The sequence below is a fragment of the Streptomyces sp. NBC_00461 genome, assembly GCF_036013935.1.
Lineage (GTDB): Bacteria > Actinomycetota > Actinomycetes > Streptomycetales > Streptomycetaceae > Streptomyces.
In genome coordinates this window covers 2,656,078-2,678,428 of sequence record NZ_CP107902.1, presented here as the reverse complement: position 1 = coordinate 2,678,428, position 22,351 = coordinate 2,656,078, and the positions used below count along the sequence as shown (strand labels likewise).

Sequence of the window (22,351 nt, the reverse complement as noted above, 5' to 3'; positions counted from 1 at the left end):
CCCAGAAGCATCGACGCAGAAGATCCTGACACCGGGGTAATCCGTGAAAAAGCTCTCCGCACGACGACGCCATCCCATGGCGGCGCTCGTCGTCCTACTCCTCGCGCTGGCATGCACCGGGGGGCTGTACGCCGCGTTCGCACCCGCGAGCAAGGCGCAGGCCGATGAAACAGCCCAGTCTCTCGCTATCGTCGAGGGCAAGAAGCTCTACTCCGTGGGCTGCGCCAGCTGCCACGGCACCGGCGGTCAGGGCACCTCCGACGGTCCGAGCCTCGTGGGCGTGGGCAGCGCGGCGGTCGACTTCCAGGTCGGCACCGGCCGTATGCCGGCCCAGCAGCCGGGCGCGCAGATCCCGAAGAAGAAGGTCATCTACACGCAGGCCGAGATCGACCAGCTCGCGGCGTACATCTCCTCCCTCGGCGCCGGTCCGAACGTCCCGACGCAGGCGCAGTACGGCCCGGAAGGTGCTGACATCGCCAAGGGTGGCGAACTGTTCCGCACCAACTGCGCGCAGTGCCACAACTTCACCGGCAAGGGCGGCGCGCTGACGCACGGCAAGTACGCGCCTAGTCTTGAAGGCGTCGACCCGAAGCACATCTACGAGGCCATGCAGACCGGCCCGCAGAACATGCCGTCGTTCCCCGACACCACGCTGTCGGAGCAGAACAAGAAGGACATCATCGCGTACCTGAACGCGGTCAACGGTGACGACACCGAGAGCCCCGGCGGTCTTGAGCTGGGCGGTCTCGGCCCGGTCTCCGAGGGCCTGTTCGCCTGGATCTTCGGACTCGGCGCGCTGATCGCGGTCGCCGTCTGGGTCGCCGCTCGGACCGCAAAGGCCAAGAAGTCATGAGTAGCCAAGACATTCCAGAAGAGAACCTGCCCGCAGAGCAGGACGCGCACGGCACCGTGAGCATCGCGGACGAGAAGAACCCGTTCGCGGACCCCGGTCTGCCGCCCCACGAGCACCGTGTCCAGGACATCGACGAGCGGGCCGCCAAGCGGTCCGAGCGTGTGGTGGCCATGCTGTTCACGGTCTCCATGCTCGCCACGGTGGGCTTCATCGCCTCGTACGTGGCGATCCCGCACGACAAGGCGATCTACGTCTTCCCGATCGGTCACATCAACGCGCTGAACTTCGCGCTGGGCCTGACCCTGGGCCTCGCGCTGTTCGCCATCGGCGCCGGCGCGGTCCACTGGGCCCGCACCCTGATGTCCGACGAGGAGGTCGCCGACGAGCGTCACCCGATCGAGGCCTCGCCCGAGGTCAAGGCCAAGGTGATGGACGACTTCCGGCAAGGTGCCAAGGAGTCCGCGCTCGGTCGTCGCAAGCTGATCCGCAACACGATGTTCGGTGCTCTGGCCCTGTTCCCGCTCTCCGGCGTCATGCTGCTGCGCGACCTCGGCCCGCTGCCGGGTACGAAGCTCCGCCACACGCTGTGGTCCAAGGGCAAGCTGCTCGTCAACATGAACACGAACGAGCCGCTGCGTGCCTCGGACGTCGCGGTCGGCTCGCTCACCTTCGCCAAGCCCGAGGGCCTGGAGGAGCACGACGAGAACTTCCAGACCGAGATCGCCAAGGCGGCCCTGATGATCGTCCGGATCCAGCCGGACAACATCAAGGACAAGCGCGAGCTCGAGTGGTCGCACGAGGGCATCGTCGCGTACTCGAAGATCTGCACCCACGTCGGCTGCCCGATCTCGCTGTACGAGCAGCAGACGCACCACGTGCTGTGCCCCTGCCACCAGTCCACCTTCGACCTCTCCGACGGTGCCCGGGTGATCTTCGGCCCCGCCGGTCACGCCCTGCCGCAGCTGCGCATCGGCGTGAACGACCAGGGTTACCTCGAGGCGCTCGGCGACTTCGAAGAGCCCGTCGGTCCTGCATTCTGGGAGCGCGGATGAGCAGCAACGAGACCAACGGGACCCCCGGGAACAACGCGGGGCGGCGCGGCGACGCGCCCGCCGGCGAGCGCGTCGCCGACTGGGCCGACGGCCGTCTGGGGATCTACTCCCTGGCCAAGTCCAACATGCGCAAGATCTTCCCCGACCACTGGTCGTTCATGCTGGGCGAGGTCTGCCTCTACAGCTTCATCATCATCATCCTCACGGGTGTGTACCTGACGTTGTTCTTCCACCCGTCGATGAACGAGGTGGAGTACCACGGCAGCTACATCCCGCTGCAGGGCCAGATGATGTCCGAGGCGTTCAACTCGACCATGCACATCTCCTTCGATGTGCGCGGTGGTCTGCTGATCCGGCAGATCCACCACTGGGCCGCGCTGATCTTCCTCGCGGGCATGTTCGTGCACATGATGCGTGTGTTCTTCACGGGCGCGTTCCGCAAGCCGCGTGAGGTCAACTGGCTGTTCGGCTTCCTGCTGCTCGTCCTCGGCATGTTCACCGGCTTCACCGGCTACTCGCTCCCGGACGACCTGCTCTCCGGCACCGGTGTCCGCTTCATGGAGGGCGCGGTCCTGTCCGTGCCGATCGTCGGCACGTACCTGTCGATGTTCCTCTTCGGCGGCGAGTTCCCGGGCGGCGACTTCGTGGCCCGCTTCTACTCGGTCCACATCCTGCTGCTGCCGGGCATCATGCTCGGTCTGCTGGTCGGCCACCTGATCCTGGTCTTCTACCACAAGCACACGCAGTTCGCGGGCGCCGGACGTACGAACAACAACGTCGTGGGCATGCCGCTGCTGCCGGTGTACATGGCCAAGGCCGGAGGGTTCTTCTTCCTGGTCTTCGGTGTCATCGCGGCCATCGCGGCGATCGCCTCGATCAACCCGATCTGGTCCATGGGCCCCTACCGGCCGGACATGGTCTCCACGGGCGCCCAGCCCGACTGGTACATGGGCTTCTCCGAGGGCCTGATCCGTGTCATGCCGGGCTGGGAGATCAACCTCTGGGGCCACACGCTCGTCCTGGGCGTGTTCATCCCGCTGGTGATCTTCCCGCTGGTCCTGGTCTCGATCGCGGTCTACCCGTTCATCGAGTCCTGGGTCACCGGCGACAAGCGCGAGCACCACATCCTGGACCGTCCGCGCAACGCCCCGACGCGTACCGCGTTCGGTGCCGCGTGGATCTCCTGGTACTTCGTGCTGATGATCGGTGGCGGCAACGACCTGTGGGCCACGCACTTCCACCTGTCGATCAACTCGATCACCTGGTTCGTGCGCGTCGGCTTCTTCGTCGTGCCGGTCCTCGTGTTCATCGCCACCAAGCGGGTCTGCCTCGGCCTCCAGCGCCGGGACAAGGACAAGGTGCTGCACGGCCGCGAGTCGGGCATCATCAAGCGCCTGCCGCACGGTGAGTTCATCGAGGTCCACGAGCCGCTCAGCCAGGACGCGCTGCACACCCTCACGGCGCACGAGCAGTACAAGCCGGCCAAGATCGGCCCGACGACCGACGACAACGGCGTCGAGCGCAAGGTGAAGGGCTCCGAGAAGCTCCGCGCCAAGCTCAGCGAGGCGTACTTCGGCGAGGAGTCCCAGATTCCGAAGCCGACCGTCGAGGAGTACAAGGAGATCACGAGCGGCCACGGCCACCACTGATCGCTGCGGCGTCGCCACGCCACAGCAAAGGGCCCCGTCCGGTGTTCGGACGGGGCCCTTTGTCATGCCTTCCGGCTGGATAGGGTGGGGGTCGCGGACTCTGCTACGAGTTCACACTCTTCTACGACACCCAGGAGCGGCCTTATGAGCGCTGTGACCCCCGCTGGAGGCGACACCGCGGCGGGCCGTTCCTGGCCCGAGGTACTGAACGCCCTGCTGTACGGCCGCGACCAGAGCGCCGACGCGACGGCCTGGGCGATGGACCAGATCATGCGGGGTGAGGCGACGGACGCCCAGATCGCGGGCTTCGTCGTCGCCCTGCGCGCCAAGGGCGAGACCGTCGAGGAGATCACCGGCGTGGTCCGGGCGATGTACGAGCACGCCAAGGTGATCGAGGTGTCGGGCCGCACGGTCGACATCGTCGGCACGGGCGGCGACGGCGCCAAGACGGTGAACATCTCCACGATGTCGGCGCTCGTGGTGGCCGGCGCCGGCGCGAAGGTCGTCAAGCACGGCAATCGCGCGGCCTCGTCGGCGTCCGGTGCCTCGGACGTCCTGGAGAAGCTGGGCGTCAACCTCGACCTCACGCCCGCGCGGGTGGCGGAGGTGGCCGAGGAGGCGGGCATCACGTTCTGCTTCGCGGTGAAGTTCCACCCGGCGCTGCGTCATGTCGCCGCCGCCCGCGGCCAGTTGGGCATCCGGACGGTGTTCAACGCGCTGGGCCCGCTGACCAACCCGGCGAAGGTCAAGGCCCAGGCGGTCGGCGTCGCCGACCCCCGGCTGGCGCCGATGATCGCGGGCGTCCTGGCCGAGCGCGGCAACTCCTCGCTCGTCTTCCGCGGCGACGACGGCCTCGACGAACTGACCACGACGGCCACCTCCCACGTCTGGATCGTCCGGGACGGCAAGGTCACCGAGGAGTCCTTCGACCCCCGTGATGTCGGCCTCGAACTGGTGCCGGTGCAGGCCCTGCGCGGCGCCGACCCGTCGTTCAACGCGGAGGTCGCCCGCAGGCTCCTGGACGGTGAGACGGGCCCGGTCCGCGACGCCGTTCTGCTGAACTCGGCGGCGGCGCTCGTGGCGCTCGATCCGGGCTCCGGGACGCTCGCCGAGCAGCTGCGGGCCGGGATGGACAGGGCGGCGGACTCGATCGACTCGGGCGCGGCCAAGCGGACGCTGGAGCGCTGGGTGGCGGCCAGCAACCGCTGAGGTGTCACGCGGGGCGCAGTCCAGAATCCGGACTGCGCCTTGCGCACCGAAGATCGTATGGCAGGATGTCGTACCAGGTCATGAGTGACAGTCATGAGGCCCCGGCCGACTGTCCGGCAACCCTCCGTCCGTGGCGGGGTGCCCCGGGTGAAGACCAGGCCGTGCACAACAAGGTGTGCGGCAAGCGCGGACCCCTCCCACCGCCAGGGGTCCTGGTCGTCGAGGAGTCTTCTGTGAGCAAGCGAATGCGATAGGGCGTAGTGCCCTGCCTCCGCGTACCCCTTTTCACTTTTCCTTGCCTCTCACGGGAGTTCCCCATGTCTGTCTCCTCCGCTGCCATCGCCCAGACCATTTGTGCCCCGCTGCCCGTTCTGGGCCGGGATGTCACCGTCCCGCTCGTGACGGGCGGCGAGGTCACCTACGCCGCGCTCGACTACGCGGCCAGCGCCCCCGCCCTCCAGCGGGTCTGGGACGACGTGGCGGCCTACGCCCCGTACTACGGCAGCGTCCACCGCGGCGCCGGATACCTCTCCCAGCTGTCGACCGACCTGTTCGAGAACGCCCGCAGGACGGTCGCGGAGTTCCTCGACTGCCGTCCCGACGACCAGCTGGTCTTCACCCGCTCCACGACGGACTCGCTCAACCTCCTCGCCGCCGCGCTCCCCGCCGACTGCCAGGTCTTCGTCTTCGAGACCGAGCACCACGCCAGCCTGCTCCCGTGGCAGGACGCCCGGGTCACCTACCTCGACGCCCCGCGCACCCCGCGGCAGGCCGTCGAGACCCTGGAGCGTGCCCTCGCCGACCGTGACCCGTACGGCCCGGCACTGGTCTGCGTGACCGGCGCCTCGAACGTCACCGGCGAGCTGTGGCCGGTGCGCGAGCTGGCGGCGGCCGCGCACGCCCACGGTGCCCGCATCGTCCTGGACGCGGCCCAGCTCGCCCCCCACCACCCGGTCTCCGTGCGGGACCTCGACGTCGACTGGGTCGCCTTCTCCGGCCACAAGCTGTACGCGCCCTTCGGCTCCGGCGTGCTGGCCGGCCGCGCCGACTGGCTCCGGGCCGCCGACCCCTACCTCGCGGGCGGCGGCGCCAGCCGCAGGGTCACGCGGCGCGAGGACGGGGGAGTGGACGTGGAGTGGCACGAAAGCGCCGCCCGCCACGAGGCCGGCTCCCCGAACGTGATCGGCGTCCACTCCATCGCGTCGGCCTGCAAGGCCCTCACCGAGGCCGGCTTCGACACGCTGGTCGCCCGCGAGCAGCACCTGATCGAGACGGTGAAGGCGGGCCTCGCCGAGGTCCCGGAGGTCCGGATCCTCTCCCTCTTCGGCGACGACGCGCCCCGGGTCGGCGTGATCTCCTTCGTCGTCGAGGGCTGGAACAGCTCGCACTTCGCCGCCGCGCTCTCCGCCGAGTACGGCATCGGCGTCCGCGACGGCCTCTTCTGCGCCCACCCGCTGGTCCGCACCCTGCTGGGCAGCGACCCGCAGACCCAGGGCGAGTGCGGCGCCCCCGAGGCGGCCCCGGGTGAGAAGTCCCTCAACGCGATCCGCGTGAGCTTCGGGGCAGGAACGCCGGACGAGCACGTCGAGCGCTTCGTCAGCGCCGTCAGGGAACTGGTGACGGACGGCGCGAAGTGGACGTACAGGACAGAGGACGGCCGCTGCGTACCCGCGGTGAGCTGACCGCCCCAAAGGGGCGCGGGGCTGTGACATTGTGCGGCTCCGCCGCGTGGGCGCGACCAGCCACGACGGACCAGCAGTCGCACGCGTGGCGTGCCCCGCAGACGACTAGGCGTCGATCACGAGTCCAACCCGATGGCGAAAGCAGCCTCCAGGTCATGCTGCGAGTACGTCCGGAACGCAACGTGTGTGTCCGTCGCCTCGACACCGGGGATCTTGCTGATGCTGCCGGGGATCACTTCAGCAAGGTCCTCGTGCTGCTTCACCCGCACCATGGCAATGAGGTCATACGTACCGGTGACCGAGAAGACCTCGCTCACCGACTCCAGCGCCGCGATCGACTCCGCGATCTCGGGGATCCGGTCCACGCTGGTCTTGATGAGGACGATCGCGGTGATCACGGCTGGTTCTCTCCCTCGGGGGTCGGAGCTGGGGCGGACTTCACTGTAGTCGCCCGGCCGTCTCCCACCACCGCCCTTCCGAGGCCGCCCTTCGGGCCCTCGCCGCGTCCGAAGCGGACCCAGGCGAGGACGAAGCCCAGGCCGAAGCCCACCAGGTGGGCCAGATAGGCCACCCCCGGGCCCGCGGGCGCCCGGCCGGCCGCCAGCCACTGCAGGGCCGCCCAGAAGGGCAGCACAACCCAGGCGGGGAAGCGCACGGGGAGGAAGAAGAGGAACGGGAGCAGGCTGGTGACCCGGGCCCCGGGGAACAGATACAGAAACGCGCCCAGGACCGCCGAGATCGCCCCGGACGCACCGACCAGGGACTGCTCGGACGTGGCGTTGGCGGCCGCGTATCCCAGTAGGGCGAGGTAGCCGCAGCAGACGTAGAACACGGTGAACCGCAGTGGGCCCAGGCGTTGCTCCGTCATCACGCCGAAGACGTAGAGGAACAGCATGTTGCCCAGCAGGTGCACCCAGCTGCCGTGGACGAACAGGGCCGTGGCGGGGGTCAGGACGGCCCTCGGGGAGCCCTGGAACAGCTCGGCCGGGACCACACCCCAGCGGTGGAAGTAGGCGCGCTGGGCGGCGACGAGCGCGTCGCCGGAGCCGTAGGCCGGGTTCAGGCCCGCGGCCGGACCGGTCACGAAGGCCAGGAAGCACAGCGTGATCAGCGCATATGTCACAGGCGCCGCAGGGCGCCGGATCACTCTGCTGACGGTCGGGCTCCAGTTGCTGATCATGGACACAGAGCATGACGTAACGGGACGCAGCAGCACAGAGCGCCTCGCCGCCCTGGACAGGCGGGCGGCGAGTCCTCGCCAGGCCGTAGGGTTACGAGCCATACGCCCAGGGAATCCGGGGTGTCACTGACAATGGAAGCCTAGAAGGAAAGAGCACAGGCACGATGACGGTTCCCCTGCCGACCGCCTCCACGCGGTGGCGCTGCACCTTCTGCGGCAACCTCACGCGCTTCGACGTGACCCGCTCGTCCAAGGTCGTCGAGTACGTCCACCTCGATCTGGCGGGCGACCCGAAGGTCGAGGAGCGCGAGGTGGTCAGTGAGACCATCGAGTCGGTGCGCTGCCGGTGGTGCAACGCGGTGGATCAGGTGGAACTCGTGGACAGGCCGGGCGCCGACTCCTGAGCGGAGCGGCCCCACAGGTATTGGGGTGTGACGGATGGCGGAGACCACAGGCGGGGGGCCGGGCGACGGCACCGCCGAGGTGCTTGACCGTCCGCTGCCCGACGGAGTGCGCCGCAGGGTCGTCCAGATCGTCTCGGACGGGTTCGGCGGGCTGACCGTCGGCGAACTGCCCGCACAGCTCAGGCAGTACGCCCGCTTCGCGCCGAACCGGCGGGCCAAGTTCGCCGGCAACGCGATGGCGGCCGCACTGGAGACCGATCCGCTGTTCCGGCAGCGCATCGGGGAGAAGCTGAGAGAGGCCCAGCCGGAAATCACCGGCGCTCTCGACTCCGGCTCGCCGCCCCCGGCCGCGGATCCGCTCGATGTGGCGGCCGCGGCCTATGTTCTGCGGCCCACCGGTTGGGTCAAGCTCGTCACCGCGGCCGGCGAGGAGGCCCAGCGGGCCGATGCCGAGCGCGCCGACGAGGAGAGCCGGGCCGAGCTGGAGCGGCTGCGCGAGGAGCTCGACCGCGCCCGGGAGCAGACCCGGGCCGACACCGAGCGGCTGCGGGCCGAGCTGGAGGCCACCAAGAAGGAGGCCGACTCGCTGCACCGGAAGCTGCGTGCCGCCCACAGCGACGTCAAGCGGCGCGAGGCCGCCCTGCGCAAGACACAGGGCGAGATGGAGGCCGCACGCGCCGAGGGGCAGGCACAGCTGTCCGCCGCCGAGAGCGAGACCCGGCGCCTGAAGTCGCGGCTCGGGGAGGCGGAGGCGGCCCTGGAGGCCACGCGCAAAGCAGCGCGCGAGGGGCGCAGCGTCGAGGACATGCGCGTACGACTGCTTCTGGACACCGTGCTGGACGCGGCCCAGGGGCTGCGCCGGGAGCTGGCGTTGCCACCCGTGTCCGTCCGGCCGGCCGAGACCGTCGATGCGGTCGAACCGGGACGAATGACACCGAAGGACATCGCCGCGCGGGCACTGTCCGAAAACGACCCCGCGATCCTGGACCAGCTGCTCGCGCTGCCGCAGGCGCACCTGGTCGTCGACGGCTACAACGTCACCAAGACCGGCTATCCCCAAATGCCCCTGGAAAAGCAGCGGTTGAGGCTCCTGGGGCAGCTCTCGCAGCTCGCCGCGCAGAGCGGCGCCGAGGTCACCTGCGTCTTCGACGGGGCCGAGCTGGCCGCTCCCGTGCTGCTCGCGCCGCCGCGCGGGGTCCGGGTGCTGTTCTCCAAACCCGGCGTGACCGCCGACGAGTTGATCCGCCAGCTGGTGCGCGCCGAGCCGCCCGGCCGGCCCGTCATCGTGGCTTCCACCGACCGCGAGGTGGCCGACGGAGTGGCTCGTGCGGGGGCGCGTCCGGTCGCCTCGGCGATGCTCCTGAAGCGGCTGACCTGAGCGCATGTCCCGAAGGTCGAACTTCTAGGTTTAATGACCGAATTGGCGGGATCGTCACGCAACGTAGCGTCAACCGCGCATCACTGCATGTGCGTTGTGTGCAAAGAATGCATTGCGTGACGGGATTTTTTTGTGTGAGGATTTGATCTGATCACAGGATGGTCACTAGGGTCGGGCCGAACCTCCGAACGGGTGATCACTCTCAAGAAGGAGCCCGCGTCCGTGGCGTCCCACCGTCGACCCAAGCAGCCGAGCCGCACTCGCGTGACCGTGCTCACCACCGCAGCTGCTGCCGCCGTTGCTTTCAGCGCCCAGGCCGCCAACGCCGCGCCGAGTGAGAAGCCCTCCAAGGACGAGGTCAAGGCGAAGGTCGACGCTCTCTACGAGCAGGCCGAGCAGGCCACCGAGAAGCTCAACGGCGCCAAGGAGAAGCAGGAGAAGCTCCAGAAGGAGATCTCCACCATCCAGGACAACGTGGCCCGCGGCCAGGACGACCTCAACGAGCTGCGCGACTCGATAGGGCTGGCAGCGGCCGCCCAGTACCGCACGGGCAGCATCGACTCCTCGCTCCAGCTCTTCCTGTCGTCGAACCCGGACGACTACCTGGACAAGGCCTCCACCGCCGACCAGCTCAGCGCCCAGCAGGTCGAGGCGCTGAAGAAGATCCAGGAGAAGCAGCGCGAACTCGCGCAGGAGCGCTCCGAGGCCTCCGACAAGCTCAAGGACCTCGCCTCCACCCGCACCGAGCTGGCCAAGAAGAAGAAGCAGGTCCAGGGCAAGCTCGCCGAGGCGCAGAAGCTGCTCAACACCCTGACGGCCTCGGAGCGGGCGGCGCTCGCCGCCGCGGACAGCCGCGCCAGCCGCTCCTCCGCGGAGCGTGTGGACCTCGGCGACGCGCCCGCCGCCTCCGGCCGCGCGGCCGCCGCCTTCTCGGCCGCCCAGAGCCAGCTCGGCAAGCCGTACGTCTACGGCGCCACCGGCACCGCCTCCTACGACTGCTCGGGCCTCACCTCCTGGGCCTACGCCCAGGCCGGTGTCTCCATCCCGCGCACCTCGCAGGCCCAGGCCAACGCGGGCACGCGGATCTACAGCGAGAGCCAGCTCAAGGTCGGCGACCTCGTCATCTTCTACGGCGACCAGCACCACGTCGGTCTCTACGCGGGCAACGGCCAGGTGATCCACGCCCCGCGTACCGGCACCGTCGTGCGCTACGAGTCGATCGGCAACATGCCGTTCCAGTTCGGCGTCCGGATCTGACCGTGCCGCCCGAACGGGCGAATTGCGCGACCCCACGCTGACCCCACGCCCCGCCGATGACCTGCGTCAGAGGCGGGGCGTCACGTTGTGTGGCCATGGAGGTCTTTGGCCGTCGGCCCGCCGCGGGGCTACTGTCTGCCGCGTTTCCCTGCTGAGGCGGGGAGGCAGTCCTTGTCGCCAGCGGAAGGAGTGCGGCTTCCCGTGGGGTCTCATCGCCGTCTTGCACCGACGTCCGGGTTCAACCGGGGGGCCGGGGCCGCCCTGTGTGTGCTGTCCGCCGCGGCCTCCGCCCTCGGCGCCGTGCCGGCGACCGCCGCTCCGCACGACACGACCAGGGCCGAGGTGGACCGCCTCTACGAGGATGCCGAGAAGGCGACCGAGGCCTACAACAAGGCCGACGAGACCGCCGACACGCTGCGCAGGCAGGTTAACGACGCGCAGGACCGCATCGCCCGGCAGCAGCAGCGCATCAACACCATGCGGGAGTCGCTCGGTTCGCTGGCCGGCGCCCAGTACCGCTCCGGCGGCCTCGCCCCGGCCCTCGCCCTGCTGTTCTCCGACGACCCGGCCGACTACCTCGACAAGGCCTCCGTCCTCGACCGCATCACCGCCCATGAGGCAGGTGAACTCAGGGACCTGCAGTCCGCGATGCGCGAACTCGCCCAGGAGCGCGTCGAGGCGGTCGGCAAGCTCGCCGAGCTGACCAGGAACCGCAAGGCCGTCGCCGCCCACAAGGAGACCGTCGAGAAGAAGCTCGCCAAGGCACGCCGGCTGCTCAACTCCCTTCCGTACGGGGAACGCGCCGCCTACGACCGTGCCTCCCGCGGCGACCGCGGGGACATCCCCGGCCTCGGCGGCGCCCTCCCGGCCTCGGCCCGCGCGGCCGCCGCGATCGCCGCCGCCCGCTCCGCGCTCGGGACGCCGTACATCTGGGGCGCCACCGGCCCCTCCGGCTTCGACTGTTCGGGCCTGATGCAGTGGTCGTACGCGCGCGCCGGCGTCCAGCTGCCGCGCACCTCGCAGGAGCAGCGGTACGCCGGCCGGCAGATCCCGCTCTCCCAGGCGCGCCCCGGCGACCTGGTCACCTACCGGTCCGACGCCAGCCATGTCGCGATGTACATGGGCAACGGCCAGGTGATCCATGCGCCCTATCCCGGCGCGCCCGTGCGCTACGACCCGGTGAACATGTTGCCGGTGTCCTCGGTCACGAGGGTCTGACCAACCACCCTGTCGGCCGTACGATCGGAAAGGTGGCTGGTCGTAGGCGGGCATCGAGGTCCGCACTGGTGGTGCTGGTGCTGCTGCTCGTCTCTCTGGTGGCGTGCGGCGGCAGACCCGTGGGCGACACCGCCAAGGCAGATCTGCAGCGCGTCCTGGACCGGCGGTCCACCGCCGTCCTCGACCGCGACCGGGGCGCCTTCCTGACGACGGGTGAGCTCGGCTGGTTCGAGAACCTCCGCGGGGTGCCCCTCGCGGCCTGGTCGTACCGCGTGACCGCCCTGCACCGCACCGGCGACGAGGCCACAGCCGCCGCCGAACTGCGCTACCGCATCGAGGGATACGACAAGGCGCCTGTCACCGTGGGCCGCACGCTGACCCTCTCCCGGGAGACGGACGGGCAGTGGTACGTCGACGCCGACAAGCCCGCCAAGAAGGCCGCCCAGCAGCTGTGGGACCAGGGCGGGGTGACCGTCGTGCGCGGCAGGCACAGCCTCGTCCTCGGCACCGGACAGTCCAGCGAGGCGCTGCACACGTACGCCGACCTCGCGGACAAGGCGGTGCCGGCCGTGTCCGGGGCCTGGGGCCTGGAGTGGACCGGGCAGGTCGTGGTGCTGGTCCCGGGGTCGGTGGAGGGCATGGCGGGGCTGCTCGGCTCGCCCGCGTCCCAGTACCGGGGGATCGCGGCGGTCACCACGGGCGAGGTGGGCGGTCCGCCGAACGCGCCCGCGGACCGCATCATCGTCAACCCTGACGCGTACGCCCTGCTCGGGCCCCTGGGCAAGCAGGTCGTGCTCACCCACGAGACCACCCACGTCGCCACCCGCGCCCACACCACCGCCGCCACCCCGCTGTGGCTGTCCGAGGGCTACGCCGACTGGATCGGCTACCTCGGCACCACCCGCACCCCCTCCGAGGCGGCGCCGGAGCTGGCGCGCGCGGTGAACGAGGGGCGTGTGCCGGACAACCTGCCCACCGACAGGGACTTCGGCTTCAGCGGTGACGCCACGAAGCTCGCGCAGTCCTACGAGGCCGGCTGGATGGCCTGTCGGATGATCGCCGGGCAGTGGGGCCAGGAGCGGCTCGGCCGGTTCTACCGCGCCGTGGGCGACCACCAGCAGCGTTCGGGGTCCGTCGAGAACGCACTGAAGAAGGTGCTCGGCACCACACCGGAGAAGTTCACGGCGCAGTGGCGGGACTACCTCCAGGCTCAACTCGGCTGATCCAGCAGCGAGATGGCCTCCCTCAGCCATGCCCGCTCGGCCTCGCCGGTGGCCCGCGCGACCCGCAGCATGCCCTGCCGGAACAGGTCGTCCGTCTCCTCCGCGCGCACGGGCCTTCCGCTGTCGTAGAAGAAGCTCGTCGGCGTCTCCAGGAACTCCAGCCGGCGACGCAGCACTTCGGCCTGCTCGCGGCGGTCCGGCAGCTGCCGTAGGAACGCCAGGACCGTGTTGAAGCGGACCTGGTCCGTGATCTCCGCCTGTTTGGGGTGGCGCAGGCGCTGGAGCAGGTCCTCGCGGCCCTTGTCGGTGAGGGAGAGCATGCGCCGCGGCGCCGCACTCGTGCCCGGCTCGGTTCTCTGGTCGAGCTTGCCCGCCTCGACGAGACGGGTGAGGGCCGGGTAGAGGGCGCCGTCGCTGACCGGGCGGACGTGGCCGCTCAGGCCCTTGATGCGCTCCTTCAACTCGTAGCCGTGCAGCGGTTGTTCGGCCAGGAAGCCGAGGATCGAGAGCTCGAGCACCTGTCCCTCCCTTGTGGGTCTTCTTGCGGGCGCGACGAGGTCATGGTACCTCTTATCGAGCTACCTCTATTCGAGGTAGCTCGTATCGAGGGGTCCTGGCTCGCAGGGGGAAGATCCATGAACGCTCATCGCAAACAGCTCGTCTCGCTCGCCCACCCCGTCTACTTCTCGCTCCTCGCCACCGTCGCCGCCGGGATCATCAACACGGTCTGGGTCTCCCGGCTCGGCGGTGCGGCCGTGGCCGCCGTGGCTGTGGCGACCAACACCGAGAACGTGCTGCTCGGGGTCTCGCTGGTCTTCGCCTCCGGCACGACCGTGCTGGTCGCCCATGCCCGGGGAGCGCGCGATCCGGCGGCGGTGCGGGCGGCGGTGCGCGGGGGATGGGCGCTGTGCGGGCTGGTCACGCCGGTCGTCGTGGTGGGCGGCCTGCTGCTGCGGGAGCCGCTGGCCCGGCTGGTGCTCGGCGGGGGCGAGGGCGCGGCGCTGTCGCTCGCGGTCGCCTACTTCGGGATCTCCCTGCCGGGCATCGCCGTCTTCTTCGCGCAGAACCTCGTCGACGGCATCCTCAAGGGCGCCGGCGACACCAGGACCCCGATGCGGCTCGCGCTGCTCGCGAACGGGCTGATCCTGGCCTGCGATCCGTTCCTGGTCCAGCTGTACGGAGTGCGGGGTGCTGCCGCGTCGACGGTGCTGTGTCGATGCGCGGCCCTCGGGGTCGGACTCGTCGTGCTGCGGCGGAACGCCTTGCTGCGTACGGCTGTCGGGGTCCGGGCCGCCGAGCCGGTCGGGGCGGCGCTGCGGCGGACGTTGGCGACGGGGCTGCCCATGTCCGCCGACTTCACCGTGCGGCAGGGCGGGGCGCTGGTCCTGGTCGCGATCGTGGCGCGGCTCGGGGTGACGGCCGTCGCCGCGTACTCGATCGCGTACAAGGTCATGTACGTCGCCACCATGGCGTTCTACGCGGTGCGGCAGGCCGCCTCCATCCACACCGCCCATCTGCGCGGTGCCGGGCGGGACGAGCGCCGGGGCGTCGGACGGCAGGCGGTGCTCGTGTCGGGGGCGGTCGGGCTCGGGGCGGTCGTGGTGCTGTCCGTTGCCGCTCCATGGATCATGGCCGTCTTCGGCGCGGGAGCCGGCGTCGAGCACGCCGGTGTGCTGTTCCTGCGCTGCGTCGGGCCCTATCTGCTGCTGATGGCCTGCTTCATCGCGCTCGGCGGCGTCTTCGAGGGCAGCGGGGAAGCGCCGGTGCTGCTGCGGGTGACGCTGCTCGGCACGGCGGTCCAACTGCCGCTGGCGTACGGCCTGTCGGGGCTCGGGCTGCCCGGGGTGTGTCTGGCGCTGGCGCTCTCGATGGTCGTGCAGTGCGCGGTGGTGGCCGTGCTCTTCCGGCGCGCCGGCGTCAGGACGAGGTCGACGTCTCCCTCGTGCGGGTCGCCTGGGCGGGCAGGGACGGTACCGGCTCGCGGGAGACCGTCGACTGCCACAGCTCCACGGCGGCGAGCAGGGCGGCGACGACCAGCAGGCCGTTTCGGACGACCAGGAGGGTGACGCCGAGGGTGTCGCTCGCGACCACGTGTTGGAACCAGACGGGGAACTCCAGCACCGTCACGAAGGCGGCCGCGAGGACCAGGCCCACGGGCAGCCCCATCCGGCTGCTGCGGAAGCACAGGCAGACGGCCGCCGTGCCGACCAGCCACACCATGTACTGCGGGCTGATCACCCGGCTGGTGACCGTGAACATCAGCACCGCCGTGAAGGCCGCGTCGGCGAGCGTGTTCGGCAGGAACCGCGTCGCCATCAGCCGCCACAGCAGCAGCCAGCCGAAGGCCACGCCGGTGAGGAACAGGGCGGCCGAGCTGATGACGGTCACCCAGGGGCCGAGGAACTCGATCGAGCCGTAGTTCAGCAGCACCTGGCCGTTCCAGCCGAACTGCCGGGCGACGTGGATGACCAGGGAGCCCAGCGACTCCACCTCGGTGCCGCGGTTGCGCTGGAAGGTCACGAAGGCGAAGGCACCGGGCATGCTCACCGCGAACGCCACCGCCAGCGCGGCCGCGGTCACCGCCGCCCAGGCCCACGCACCGCGCTTGCGGGCGCCGAGCAGCAGCAGCGCCGGCCACACCTTCAACATCGCCCCGAAGCCGACGAGGACGCCCATCACGCGGGGATGCCGGGCGCCCGCCAGGAGCCCCGCCACGGCCACGGCCGTGACCATCACGTCGTAGCGTGCGTACACGGTCGGTCCGAGCAGCGGTACGCCCACCACCCACACCCAGGCTCCGCGCAGCGTCTTGCCGGGGCGCAGGCCCGCGTACACGAGCAGTGACAGGACGACAAGGTCCGCGAGGAAGGCGAGGACGAAGAAGGCCTTCGTGTACGCCAGGAAGCCCAGCAGCGCGGGCGAGAGGATCGCCAGGGCGGCCGCGGGCGGGTACTGCCAGGTGACGTCGTCCAGCGGGAAGGTGCCGTGCCGCAGGGTCTCGTACCAGCCCTGGTAGATCACGGACACGTCGGTCGTCACGTCCGGGCCCGGGAAGACGAACACCTTGAACACGAACAGCAGCAGGACCAGCCTGGTCAGGCCCCAGGCCCCCAGCAGCCCCGCCAGGGACCGCCTCGTACCCGCAATGTCCACCGGAGCCCCTGTTCGTCCGCGTCCCGCCTTGAGGGGAACATGATGTCCTGCCGGGCTGTGTGCGTGCCATAAACGTGGCCGTGCCGGGCGGTGTGCTCCCGTTGGGTAGGGTCGGCGGCGATGCACAAGACCCTCATTGTGACGAACGACTTCCCGCCCCGCCCGGGCGGCATCCAGGCGTTCCTGCACAACATGGCACTGCGCCTGGACCCCGAGCGCGTCGTCGTCTACGCCTCCACCTGGAAGCGCGGCCGGGAGGGCGTCGAGGCGACGGCCGCCTTCGACGCCGAGCAGCCCTTCGCCGTCGTACGCGACCGTACGACGATGCTGCTGCCCACGCCGGGCGTGACCCGGCGGGCCGTGGGCCTGCTGCGGGAGCACGGGTGCACGTCGGTGTGGTTCGGGGCGGCGGCGCCGCTCGGGCTGATGGCGCCGGCGCTCAGGAAGGCGGGCGCCGAGCGGCTGGTGGCCACGACCCACGGCCACGAGGCGGGCTGGGCGCAGCTGCCGGCCGCGCGGCAGCTGCTGCGCCGGATCGGGGAGTCGACGGACACGATCACCTACCTCGGCGAGTACACGCGCTCGCGGATCGCCGCCGCTCTGACCCCGGACGCGGCCGGCCGGATGGCGCAACTGCCGCCGGGCGTCGACGAGAAGACCTTCCATCCGGCCTCGGGCGGCGACGCGGTCCGGGCACGGCTGGGGCTGACGGACCGGCCGGTGGTCGTGTGCGTGTCCCGGCTGGTGCCGCGCAAGGGCCAGGACACCCTCATCCTCGCCATGCCCCGCGTCCTGGCCGCCGAGCCGGAAGCGGTGCTGCTGATCGTCGGCGGCGGCCCCTACGAGAAGGACCTGCGCAAGCTGGCCCAGGAGACCGGGGTCGCCGGTTCCGTGCGCTTCACGGGTGCGGTGCCCTGGTCGGAGCTGCCCGCGCACTACGGCGCCGGCGACGTCTTCGCCATGCCGTGCCGGACGCGGCGGGGAGGCCTCGACGTCGAGGGTCTCGGCATCGTCTACCTGGAGGCCTCGGCGACAGGGCTGCCGGTCGTGGCGGGCGACTCGGGCGGCGCTCCCGACGCCGTGCTGGACGGCGAGACGGGCTGGGTGGTGCGGGGCGGTTCCCCCGAGGAGGCCGCCGACCGCATCGTCGTCCTGCTCGGCGACGCGGAGCTACGGCGACGCATGGGCGAGCGGGGCCGGGAGTGGGTCGAGGAGAAGTGGCGGTGGGATCTACTCGCCGAGAAGCTGAAGGCGCTCCTTTAGGGGCGCGGGGCTGTGTCGATATGCGGCTCCGCCGCGTGGGCGCGACCAGCCACACCCTGCCCGCACCCGCCCGACTGGGCACCCGGCACCCCGGATGGCGCCCCAAAACCGGCGCAGCCCCTAGGCGGAACCGAATAATCCGCACATGCTGCGCGCATGACAGCAAAACTGATGAAGCGTCAGCTGACGAGACGTCAAATCCTGGGCATGGCAGCCCTCCAGGCGGCCGCCGCGGCCGGTCTCACCCGTATCGGCCTCCAGTCGGCGCAGGCCGCCGAGGAAGCGGCCGCCGTCGACAACGCCCCGGCGATCGTGGTCGGTTCGGGCTACGGCGGGGCCGTCGCCGCCCTCCGCCTCGGCCAGGCCGGCATCCGCACCCTCGTCCTCGAGATGGGCCGGCTGTGGAACACCCCCGGCACCGACGGCAAGGTCTTCTGCTCCACCGCCGCCCCCGACCAGCGCTCCATGTGGTTCCGCACCCGCACCGAGGCGCCGCTGGCCACCTTCCTGTGGCTGGACCTCGTCAACAGGGACATCAGCGCGTACCCCGGCGTCCTGGACCGCGTGCACTTCGACCACATGTCCGTGTACGTGGGCCGCGGGGTCGGCGGAGGCTCCCTGGTCAACGGCGGCATGGCGGTCACCCCGCTCCGGTCGTACTTCAGCGAGCAGTTTCCCACCGTGGACGCGGGCGAGATGTACCACACGTACTTCCCGCGCGCCCGTTCCGAGCTGGGTGTCAACAGCGTCGACCCCACCTGGTTCGAGTCGACGGAGTGGTACCGGTTCACCCGGACCTCACGGAAGGCCGCGGCGAACGCCGGCCTGAAGACCACCTTCGTGCCGAACGTCTACGACTTCGGCTACATGGAGCGCGAGGCGGCCGGTACGGCGACCAGGTCCGCGCTCGGGCAGGAGGTCATCTACGGCAACAACCACGGCAAGCGGAGCCTGGACACGACGTACCTGGCGTCGGCGCTCGGCACCGGGAACGTCACCATCAACACCCTGGAGCGGGTGAAGGCCATCAGCCGGGCGGGCGACGGGAGTTGGGTCCTGACCGCCGACCGGATCGACAACTCCGGCGCGGTCGTCGAGACCAAGCAGTACAACTGCACGTATCTCTTCCTGGGCGGCGGCAGCGTCGGCACCACCGAACTCCTCGTCCGGGCCCGGGACACCGGCGCCCTGTCCGCGCTCGACTCCAGCGTCGGCGCCGGCTGGGGCACCAACGGCAACACCATGCTGGGCCGCGCCAACCACATCTGGGACACCACCGGCGCCAACCAGTCGACCATGCCGGTCATGGGCATCGACGACTGGGCCAACGCGGACAACCCGGTCTTCGCCGAGATCGCCCCGCTGCCCATCGGGTTCGAGACCTGGGTCAGCCTCTATCTGGCGATCACCAGGAACCGGGAACGGGCGACGTTCACGTACGACGCCGCGAGCGACGGGGTCAAGCTCGGCTGGAGTGCCGCGCAGAGCGCCGTCTCGGTGGCCATGGCCAAGAAGCTGTTCGACCGGATCAACTCGGCCAACGCCACGATCTACCGCTACGACCTGTTCGGCTCGGCCGGCAAGGTCTTCGCCGACGACTTCTGCTACCACCCGCTCGGCGGCTGCGTACTGGGGAAGGCGACCGACGACTACGGCCGGGTGAAGGGCTATTCGAAGCTGTACGTCACCGACGGCTCGCTGGTGCCCGGCTCGATCGGCGTGAACCCGTTCGTGACGATCACCGCGCTCGCGGAACGCACGATGGCGCGGGTCCTCGTGGAGGACACCGCGCCATGAGCCGTACGACCGGGGCGTACTGCTCGGCGTACTACTTCTGGTAGATCGCCTCGATCTCGTCCGCGTAGTCCTTCGCCACCACATTGCGCTTGAGCTTGAGCGACGGCGTGAGGTGACCGGACTCCTCGGAGAACTGGGAGGACAGAATGCGGAACTTCCGCACCGATTCCGCCTTCGACACCGCGGCGTTGCCGTCGTCGACCGCCGACTGGATCGCGGCCAGCAGGTCCGGGTCCTGGCGCAGCGACGCCGCGGTGGAGCCCACCGGCTTGCCGTGCTCATCGGCCCATCGGCCCAGGAACTCGTCGTCGATGGTGACCAGCGCGCCCACGAACGGCCGCCCGTCGCCCACCACCATGCACTCCGCGACCAGGGCGTGCGCCCGGATGCGGTCCTCGATCACGGCCGGGGCGACGTTCTTGCCGCCCGCGGTGACGATGATCTCCTTCTTGCGGCCGGTGATCCTGAGGTACCCGTCCTCGTCGAGGGTGCCGATGTCACCGGTGTGGAACCAGCCGTCGGCCAGCGCCTCCGCGGTCGCCTGCTCGTTGTTCCAGTACCCCTTGAACAGGTGCTCGCCGTGCAGCAGAACCTCGCCGTCGTCCGCGATCCGGACCACCGAGCCCGGCAGCGGCTGACCGACCGTGCCGATCTTGGTCCGGTCCCAGGGGTTGAAGGCGGTGGCCGCGCAGGACTCGGTCAGGCCGTAGCCCTCCAGGACCGTGAAGCCGATGCCGCGGAAGAAGTGACCGAGGCGCTCGCCCAGGGGCGCGCCGCCGGAGATCGCGTACTCGCCGCGGCCGCCGAGCACCGCGCGCAGCTTGCTGTAGACGAGCTTGTCGAAGGTCTTGTACTTGATCTTCAGGCCGAGTGAGGGCCCCGACGGGGTGTCCAGCGCCTTGCTGTACTCGATCGCGGTGTCCGCCGCCTTGTCGAAGATCTTGCCCTTGCCGTCCGCCTGCGCCTTGGCGCGCGCGGAGTTGTAGACCTTCTCGAAGACCCGCGGGACGCCGAGGATCAGCGTCGGGCGGAAGGACGCCAGTTCGTCGGTGAGCTGCTTGATGTCCGGCACCATGCCCAGCTTGATCGGCGCCATCAGCGGCGCGATCTGCACCATCCGGCCGAAGACGTGCGCGAGGGGCAGGAAGAGCAGGACCGAGCAGTCGCCGGTACGGAACAGCGGGCGCAGCCGCTCCACGATGTTGCCGCACTCGGCGAAGAAGGCTCGGTGGGTGAGCACGCAGCCCTTGGGGCGGCCGGTCGTGCCGGACGTGTAGATGATCGTCGCCGGGTCGTCCGCCCTCGCCAGCGAGCTGCGGTCCTCGACCATCGCGTCGGTGACGTCCTTGCCGAGCCGCCCCAGCTCCTCGACGGCACCGGCCTCGATCTGCCAGACCTGCTTGAGCGCGGGCAGCCGGTCGCGCACCGACTCCACGGCGGCCGCGTGGTTGTCGAGTTCCACGACGACGGCGCTCGCGCCCGAGTCGGAGAGGATCCACTGCACCTGCTCCGCGGAGCTGGTCTCGTACACCGGCACGGTGATCGCGCCGGCGCTCCAGATCGCGAAGTCCAGCAGCGTCCACTCGTAGCGGGTGCGGGACATCAGGGCGACCCGGTCGCCGGGCTGGACGCCGGAGGCGATGAGCCCCTTGGCCGCCGCGTGCACCTCGGCCAGGAACGCGGTCGACGTCACGTCCTGCCACACACCACCCACCTTGCGGGCGATGACGGCGGCGTCAGGATGCTGCGCGGCGTTTCTCCGGACGATGTCGGTCAGATTGCCGTCCGCGGGGACCTCGTACAAAGCCGGAAGGCTGAACTCGCGCAAGACTGCTGCTCCTCATAGGGCGCCGGCGCCACGACGTTGTGTGATGCGACGGTGCGGTCCAAGACTCGGGCAGGTACTCAGGCGTTCAGTGGTTGAAATCCTGAGTACGACTGGACTGCCCGGACGTTACCCGCCGGTATGGCTTCTTCGACAGGGGGGTCCGGCGAGATGTTCGCTGCGTCACACAGTTTGGTGTTCCTTTGCGTACGGTAGTCCACCTGCTAGCTGACTGGCCAGTAACCGCAGGGTCCGCCGGCACTGTTCACGTACACCGCACACGCTTACCCTTGATCGCCATGGCATCCACATCAGCCGGTAATCGCAGGACGCGTGTCCATGTGGTCAGTGATGTGCACGGCAACGCCCGTGACCTGGCCGCGGCCGGCGAGGGTGCCGATGCCCTGATCTGCCTGGGCGACCTGGTCCTCTTCCTCGACTACGCCGACCACTCGCGCGGGATCTTCCCCGACCTGTTCGGCGTGGAGAACGCCGACCGCATCGTCGAGCTGCGCACCGCACGCCGCTACGAGGAGGCACGGGCGTTCGGGGCCCGGTTGTGGAGCGGTGTCGGCCCGGACCGGGCCGCCGTGATCGAGCAGGCGGTGCGCAAGCAATACGCCGAGATGTTCGCCGCCTTCCCCACACCGACGTACGCCACCTACGGCAATGTCGACATGCCGCCGCTGTGGCCGGAATACGCCGGCCCGGGCACCACCGTGCTCGACGGCGAGCGCGTGGAGATCGGCGGCCGGACCTTCGGCTTCGTCGGCGGCGGCCTCAAGTCCCCCATGCGCACCCCGTACGAGATCAGCGACGAGGAGTACGCGGCGAAGATCGAGGCCGTCGGCGAGGTGGACGTGCTGTGCACCCACATCCCGCCGGAGGTGCCCGAGCTGGTCTACGACACGGTCGCGCGCCGCTTCGAACGCGGCAGCCGGGCCCTCCTTGACGCGATCCGCCGCACCCGCCCCCGGTACGCGCTGTTCGGCCACGTCCACCAACCCCTGGTCCGGCGGATGCGGATCGGCGCCACGGAGTGCGTGAACGTGGGTCACTTCGCCGGGAACGGAAAGCCGTGGGCGCTGGAATGGTGACCACCTCCTGACGCCGGCCCGCGCTACGGGTATGCGGGTGAAGTCGGCTGGTCGGACGCGCGGTAGCCTTCACGCTGCACGCACGTGCATGAGTACCGGCCCGCATCTGGA

At 70.1% G+C, this 22,351-nt stretch carries 18 protein-coding genes, 1 pseudogene and 1 riboswitch; of the genes and pseudogenes, 14 read left to right on the top strand and 5 right to left on the bottom strand.

Annotation, left to right across the window (positions count from 1 at the left end):
• Nucleotides 1–43 precede the first annotated feature (43 nt).
• From qcrC to OG870_RS12740, 5 genes are all read left to right on the top strand, one after another.
• Nucleotides 44–853: a cytochrome bc1 complex diheme cytochrome c subunit gene (qcrC, locus tag OG870_RS12760; protein WP_266585281.1), complete on the top strand. Its 810-nt coding sequence runs from the start codon at nt 44–46 to the stop codon at nt 851–853.
• The gene (gene qcrA, locus OG870_RS12755) at nt 850–1,905 is read left to right on the top strand and encodes a cytochrome bc1 complex Rieske iron-sulfur subunit (RefSeq protein ID WP_266512890.1); all 1,056 of its coding nucleotides are present in this window, start codon (nt 850–852) and stop codon (nt 1,903–1,905) included. Before qcrC ends, qcrA begins: the two co-directional genes overlap by 4 nt.
• Nucleotides 1,902–3,554, top strand: a complete 1,653-nt coding sequence (gene qcrB, locus OG870_RS12750) for a cytochrome bc1 complex cytochrome b subunit (RefSeq protein ID WP_266840857.1) — start codon at nt 1,902–1,904, stop codon at nt 3,552–3,554. Before qcrA ends, qcrB begins: the two co-directional genes overlap by 4 nt.
• Before the next feature lie 144 nt (nt 3,555–3,698).
• Nucleotides 3,699–4,763, top strand: coding sequence for an anthranilate phosphoribosyltransferase (gene trpD, locus OG870_RS12745; protein ID WP_266512884.1), 1,065 nt, complete (start codon nt 3,699–3,701; stop codon nt 4,761–4,763).
• 76 nt (nt 4,764–4,839) lie between these two features.
• Nucleotides 4,840–4,956, top strand: a riboswitch (SAM riboswitch).
• 124 nt (nt 4,957–5,080) lie between these two features.
• Nucleotides 5,081–6,445: an aminotransferase class V-fold PLP-dependent enzyme gene (locus tag OG870_RS12740; RefSeq protein ID WP_266840859.1), complete on the top strand. Its 1,365-nt coding sequence runs from the start codon at nt 5,081–5,083 to the stop codon at nt 6,443–6,445.
• A 116-nt stretch (nt 6,446–6,561) separates the two neighbouring features.
• Here the strand turns inward: OG870_RS12740 and OG870_RS12735 are convergent, their stop codons facing one another.
• Both OG870_RS12735 and OG870_RS12730 read right to left on the bottom strand, forming a co-directional pair.
• Nucleotides 6,562–6,843 carry an Lrp/AsnC family transcriptional regulator gene (locus OG870_RS12735; RefSeq protein ID WP_266512878.1) on the bottom strand — a complete coding sequence of 94 codons (282 nt, stop codon included), beginning with the start codon at nt 6,841–6,843 and terminating at the stop codon, nt 6,562–6,564.
• Complete coding sequence (locus OG870_RS12730; RefSeq protein WP_266840861.1) at nt 6,840–7,625, bottom strand: rhomboid family intramembrane serine protease; 786 nt, start codon at nt 7,623–7,625, stop codon at nt 6,840–6,842. Before OG870_RS12730 ends, OG870_RS12735 begins: the two co-directional genes overlap by 4 nt.
• Nucleotides 7,626–7,789: 164 nt before the next feature.
• Between OG870_RS12730 and OG870_RS12725 the strand changes: the two genes are divergently transcribed.
• The 5 genes from OG870_RS12725 (at nt 7,790) to OG870_RS12705 (ending at nt 13,105) form a co-directional block, all read left to right on the top strand.
• Complete coding sequence (locus OG870_RS12725; protein ID WP_327690870.1) at nt 7,790–8,029, top strand: hypothetical protein; 240 nt, start codon at nt 7,790–7,792, stop codon at nt 8,027–8,029.
• Between the two features lie 34 nt (nt 8,030–8,063).
• The gene (locus OG870_RS12720; protein WP_266512869.1) at nt 8,064–9,407 is read left to right on the top strand and encodes an NYN domain-containing protein; all 1,344 of its coding nucleotides are present in this window, start codon (nt 8,064–8,066) and stop codon (nt 9,405–9,407) included.
• Nucleotides 9,408–9,629: 222 nt separating this feature from the next.
• On the top strand, nt 9,630–10,664 hold the full coding sequence (locus tag OG870_RS12715) for a C40 family peptidase (RefSeq protein WP_266585286.1): 1,035 nt from the start codon (nt 9,630–9,632) through the stop codon (nt 10,662–10,664).
• Nucleotides 10,665–10,865: 201 nt separating this feature from the next.
• Entirely contained in the window at nt 10,866–11,882 is a 1,017-nt protein-coding gene (locus OG870_RS12710) for a C40 family peptidase (RefSeq protein ID WP_266840864.1), read from the top strand.
• Between the two features lie 32 nt (nt 11,883–11,914).
• Nucleotides 11,915–13,105 (top strand): hypothetical protein, encoded by a 1,191-nt coding sequence (locus OG870_RS12705; protein WP_266512861.1) that lies wholly within the window; start codon nt 11,915–11,917, stop codon nt 13,103–13,105.
• Here OG870_RS12705 and OG870_RS12700 read toward each other — a convergent pair.
• Nucleotides 13,093–13,623, bottom strand: a complete 531-nt coding sequence (locus tag OG870_RS12700; protein WP_266512858.1) for a PadR family transcriptional regulator — start codon at nt 13,621–13,623, stop codon at nt 13,093–13,095. The two genes, OG870_RS12705 and OG870_RS12700, sit on opposite strands and share 13 nt — an antisense overlap.
• 117 nt (nt 13,624–13,740) lie before the next feature.
• Here OG870_RS12700 and OG870_RS12695 point away from each other — a divergent pair.
• A pseudogene (locus tag OG870_RS12695) lies at nt 13,741–15,018 on the top strand (MATE family efflux transporter); the annotation flags it as partial.
• Between the two features lie 4 nt (nt 15,019–15,022).
• Here OG870_RS12695 and OG870_RS12690 read toward each other — a convergent pair.
• Nucleotides 15,023–16,258 carry a glycosyltransferase family 87 protein gene (locus tag OG870_RS12690; protein WP_266585290.1) on the bottom strand — a complete coding sequence of 412 codons (1,236 nt, stop codon included), beginning with the start codon at nt 16,256–16,258 and terminating at the stop codon, nt 15,023–15,025.
• A 120-nt stretch (nt 16,259–16,378) separates the two neighbouring features.
• Here OG870_RS12690 and OG870_RS12685 point away from each other — a divergent pair, with 120 nt between their 5' ends.
• Together OG870_RS12685 and OG870_RS12680 are read left to right on the top strand one after the other, a co-directional pair.
• The gene (locus OG870_RS12685; RefSeq protein WP_266840870.1) at nt 16,379–17,521 is read left to right on the top strand and encodes a glycosyltransferase family 4 protein; all 1,143 of its coding nucleotides are present in this window, start codon (nt 16,379–16,381) and stop codon (nt 17,519–17,521) included.
• Between the two features lie 207 nt (nt 17,522–17,728).
• Nucleotides 17,729–19,318, top strand: a complete 1,590-nt coding sequence (locus OG870_RS12680) for a GMC oxidoreductase (protein ID WP_266840872.1) — start codon at nt 17,729–17,731, stop codon at nt 19,316–19,318.
• 31 nt (nt 19,319–19,349) lie between these two features.
• On the opposite strand, the gene OG870_RS12675 is transcribed toward OG870_RS12680, so the two are convergent.
• Nucleotides 19,350–21,146 (bottom strand): AMP-dependent synthetase/ligase, encoded by a 1,797-nt coding sequence (locus OG870_RS12675; RefSeq protein ID WP_266840874.1) that lies wholly within the window; start codon nt 21,144–21,146, stop codon nt 19,350–19,352.
• Nucleotides 21,147–21,484: 338 nt separating this feature from the next.
• On the opposite strand from OG870_RS12675, the gene OG870_RS12670 reads away from it, so the two are divergent.
• Nucleotides 21,485–22,240, top strand: coding sequence for a metallophosphoesterase family protein (locus OG870_RS12670; RefSeq protein WP_266520204.1), 756 nt, complete (start codon nt 21,485–21,487; stop codon nt 22,238–22,240).
• Nucleotides 22,241–22,351 lie beyond the last annotated feature (111 nt).

What these genes read in the sequence shown, in the direction of transcription:
- OG870_RS12720 (WP_266512869.1), top strand. Translation starts at nt 8,064, where the DNA reads ATGGCGGAGACCACAGGCGGGGGGCCGGGCGACGGCACCGCCGAGGTG.
- OG870_RS12740 (WP_266840859.1), top strand. Translation starts at nt 5,081, where the DNA reads ATGTCTGTCTCCTCCGCTGCCATCGCCCAGACCATTTGTGCCCCGCTG.
- OG870_RS12730 (WP_266840861.1), bottom strand. Translation starts at nt 7,625, where the DNA reads ATGATCAGCAACTGGAGCCCGACCGTCAGCAGAGTGATCCGGCGCCCT.
- OG870_RS12725 (WP_327690870.1), top strand. Translation starts at nt 7,790, where the DNA reads ATGACGGTTCCCCTGCCGACCGCCTCCACGCGGTGGCGCTGCACCTTC.
- OG870_RS12680 (WP_266840872.1), top strand. Translation starts at nt 17,729, where the DNA reads ATGGCAGCCCTCCAGGCGGCCGCCGCGGCCGGTCTCACCCGTATCGGC.
- trpD (WP_266512884.1), top strand. Translation starts at nt 3,699, where the DNA reads ATGAGCGCTGTGACCCCCGCTGGAGGCGACACCGCGGCGGGCCGTTCC.
- qcrB (WP_266840857.1), top strand. Translation starts at nt 1,902, where the DNA reads ATGAGCAGCAACGAGACCAACGGGACCCCCGGGAACAACGCGGGGCGG.
- OG870_RS12685 (WP_266840870.1), top strand. Translation starts at nt 16,379, where the DNA reads ATGCACAAGACCCTCATTGTGACGAACGACTTCCCGCCCCGCCCGGGC.
- qcrA (WP_266512890.1), top strand. Translation starts at nt 850, where the DNA reads ATGAGTAGCCAAGACATTCCAGAAGAGAACCTGCCCGCAGAGCAGGAC.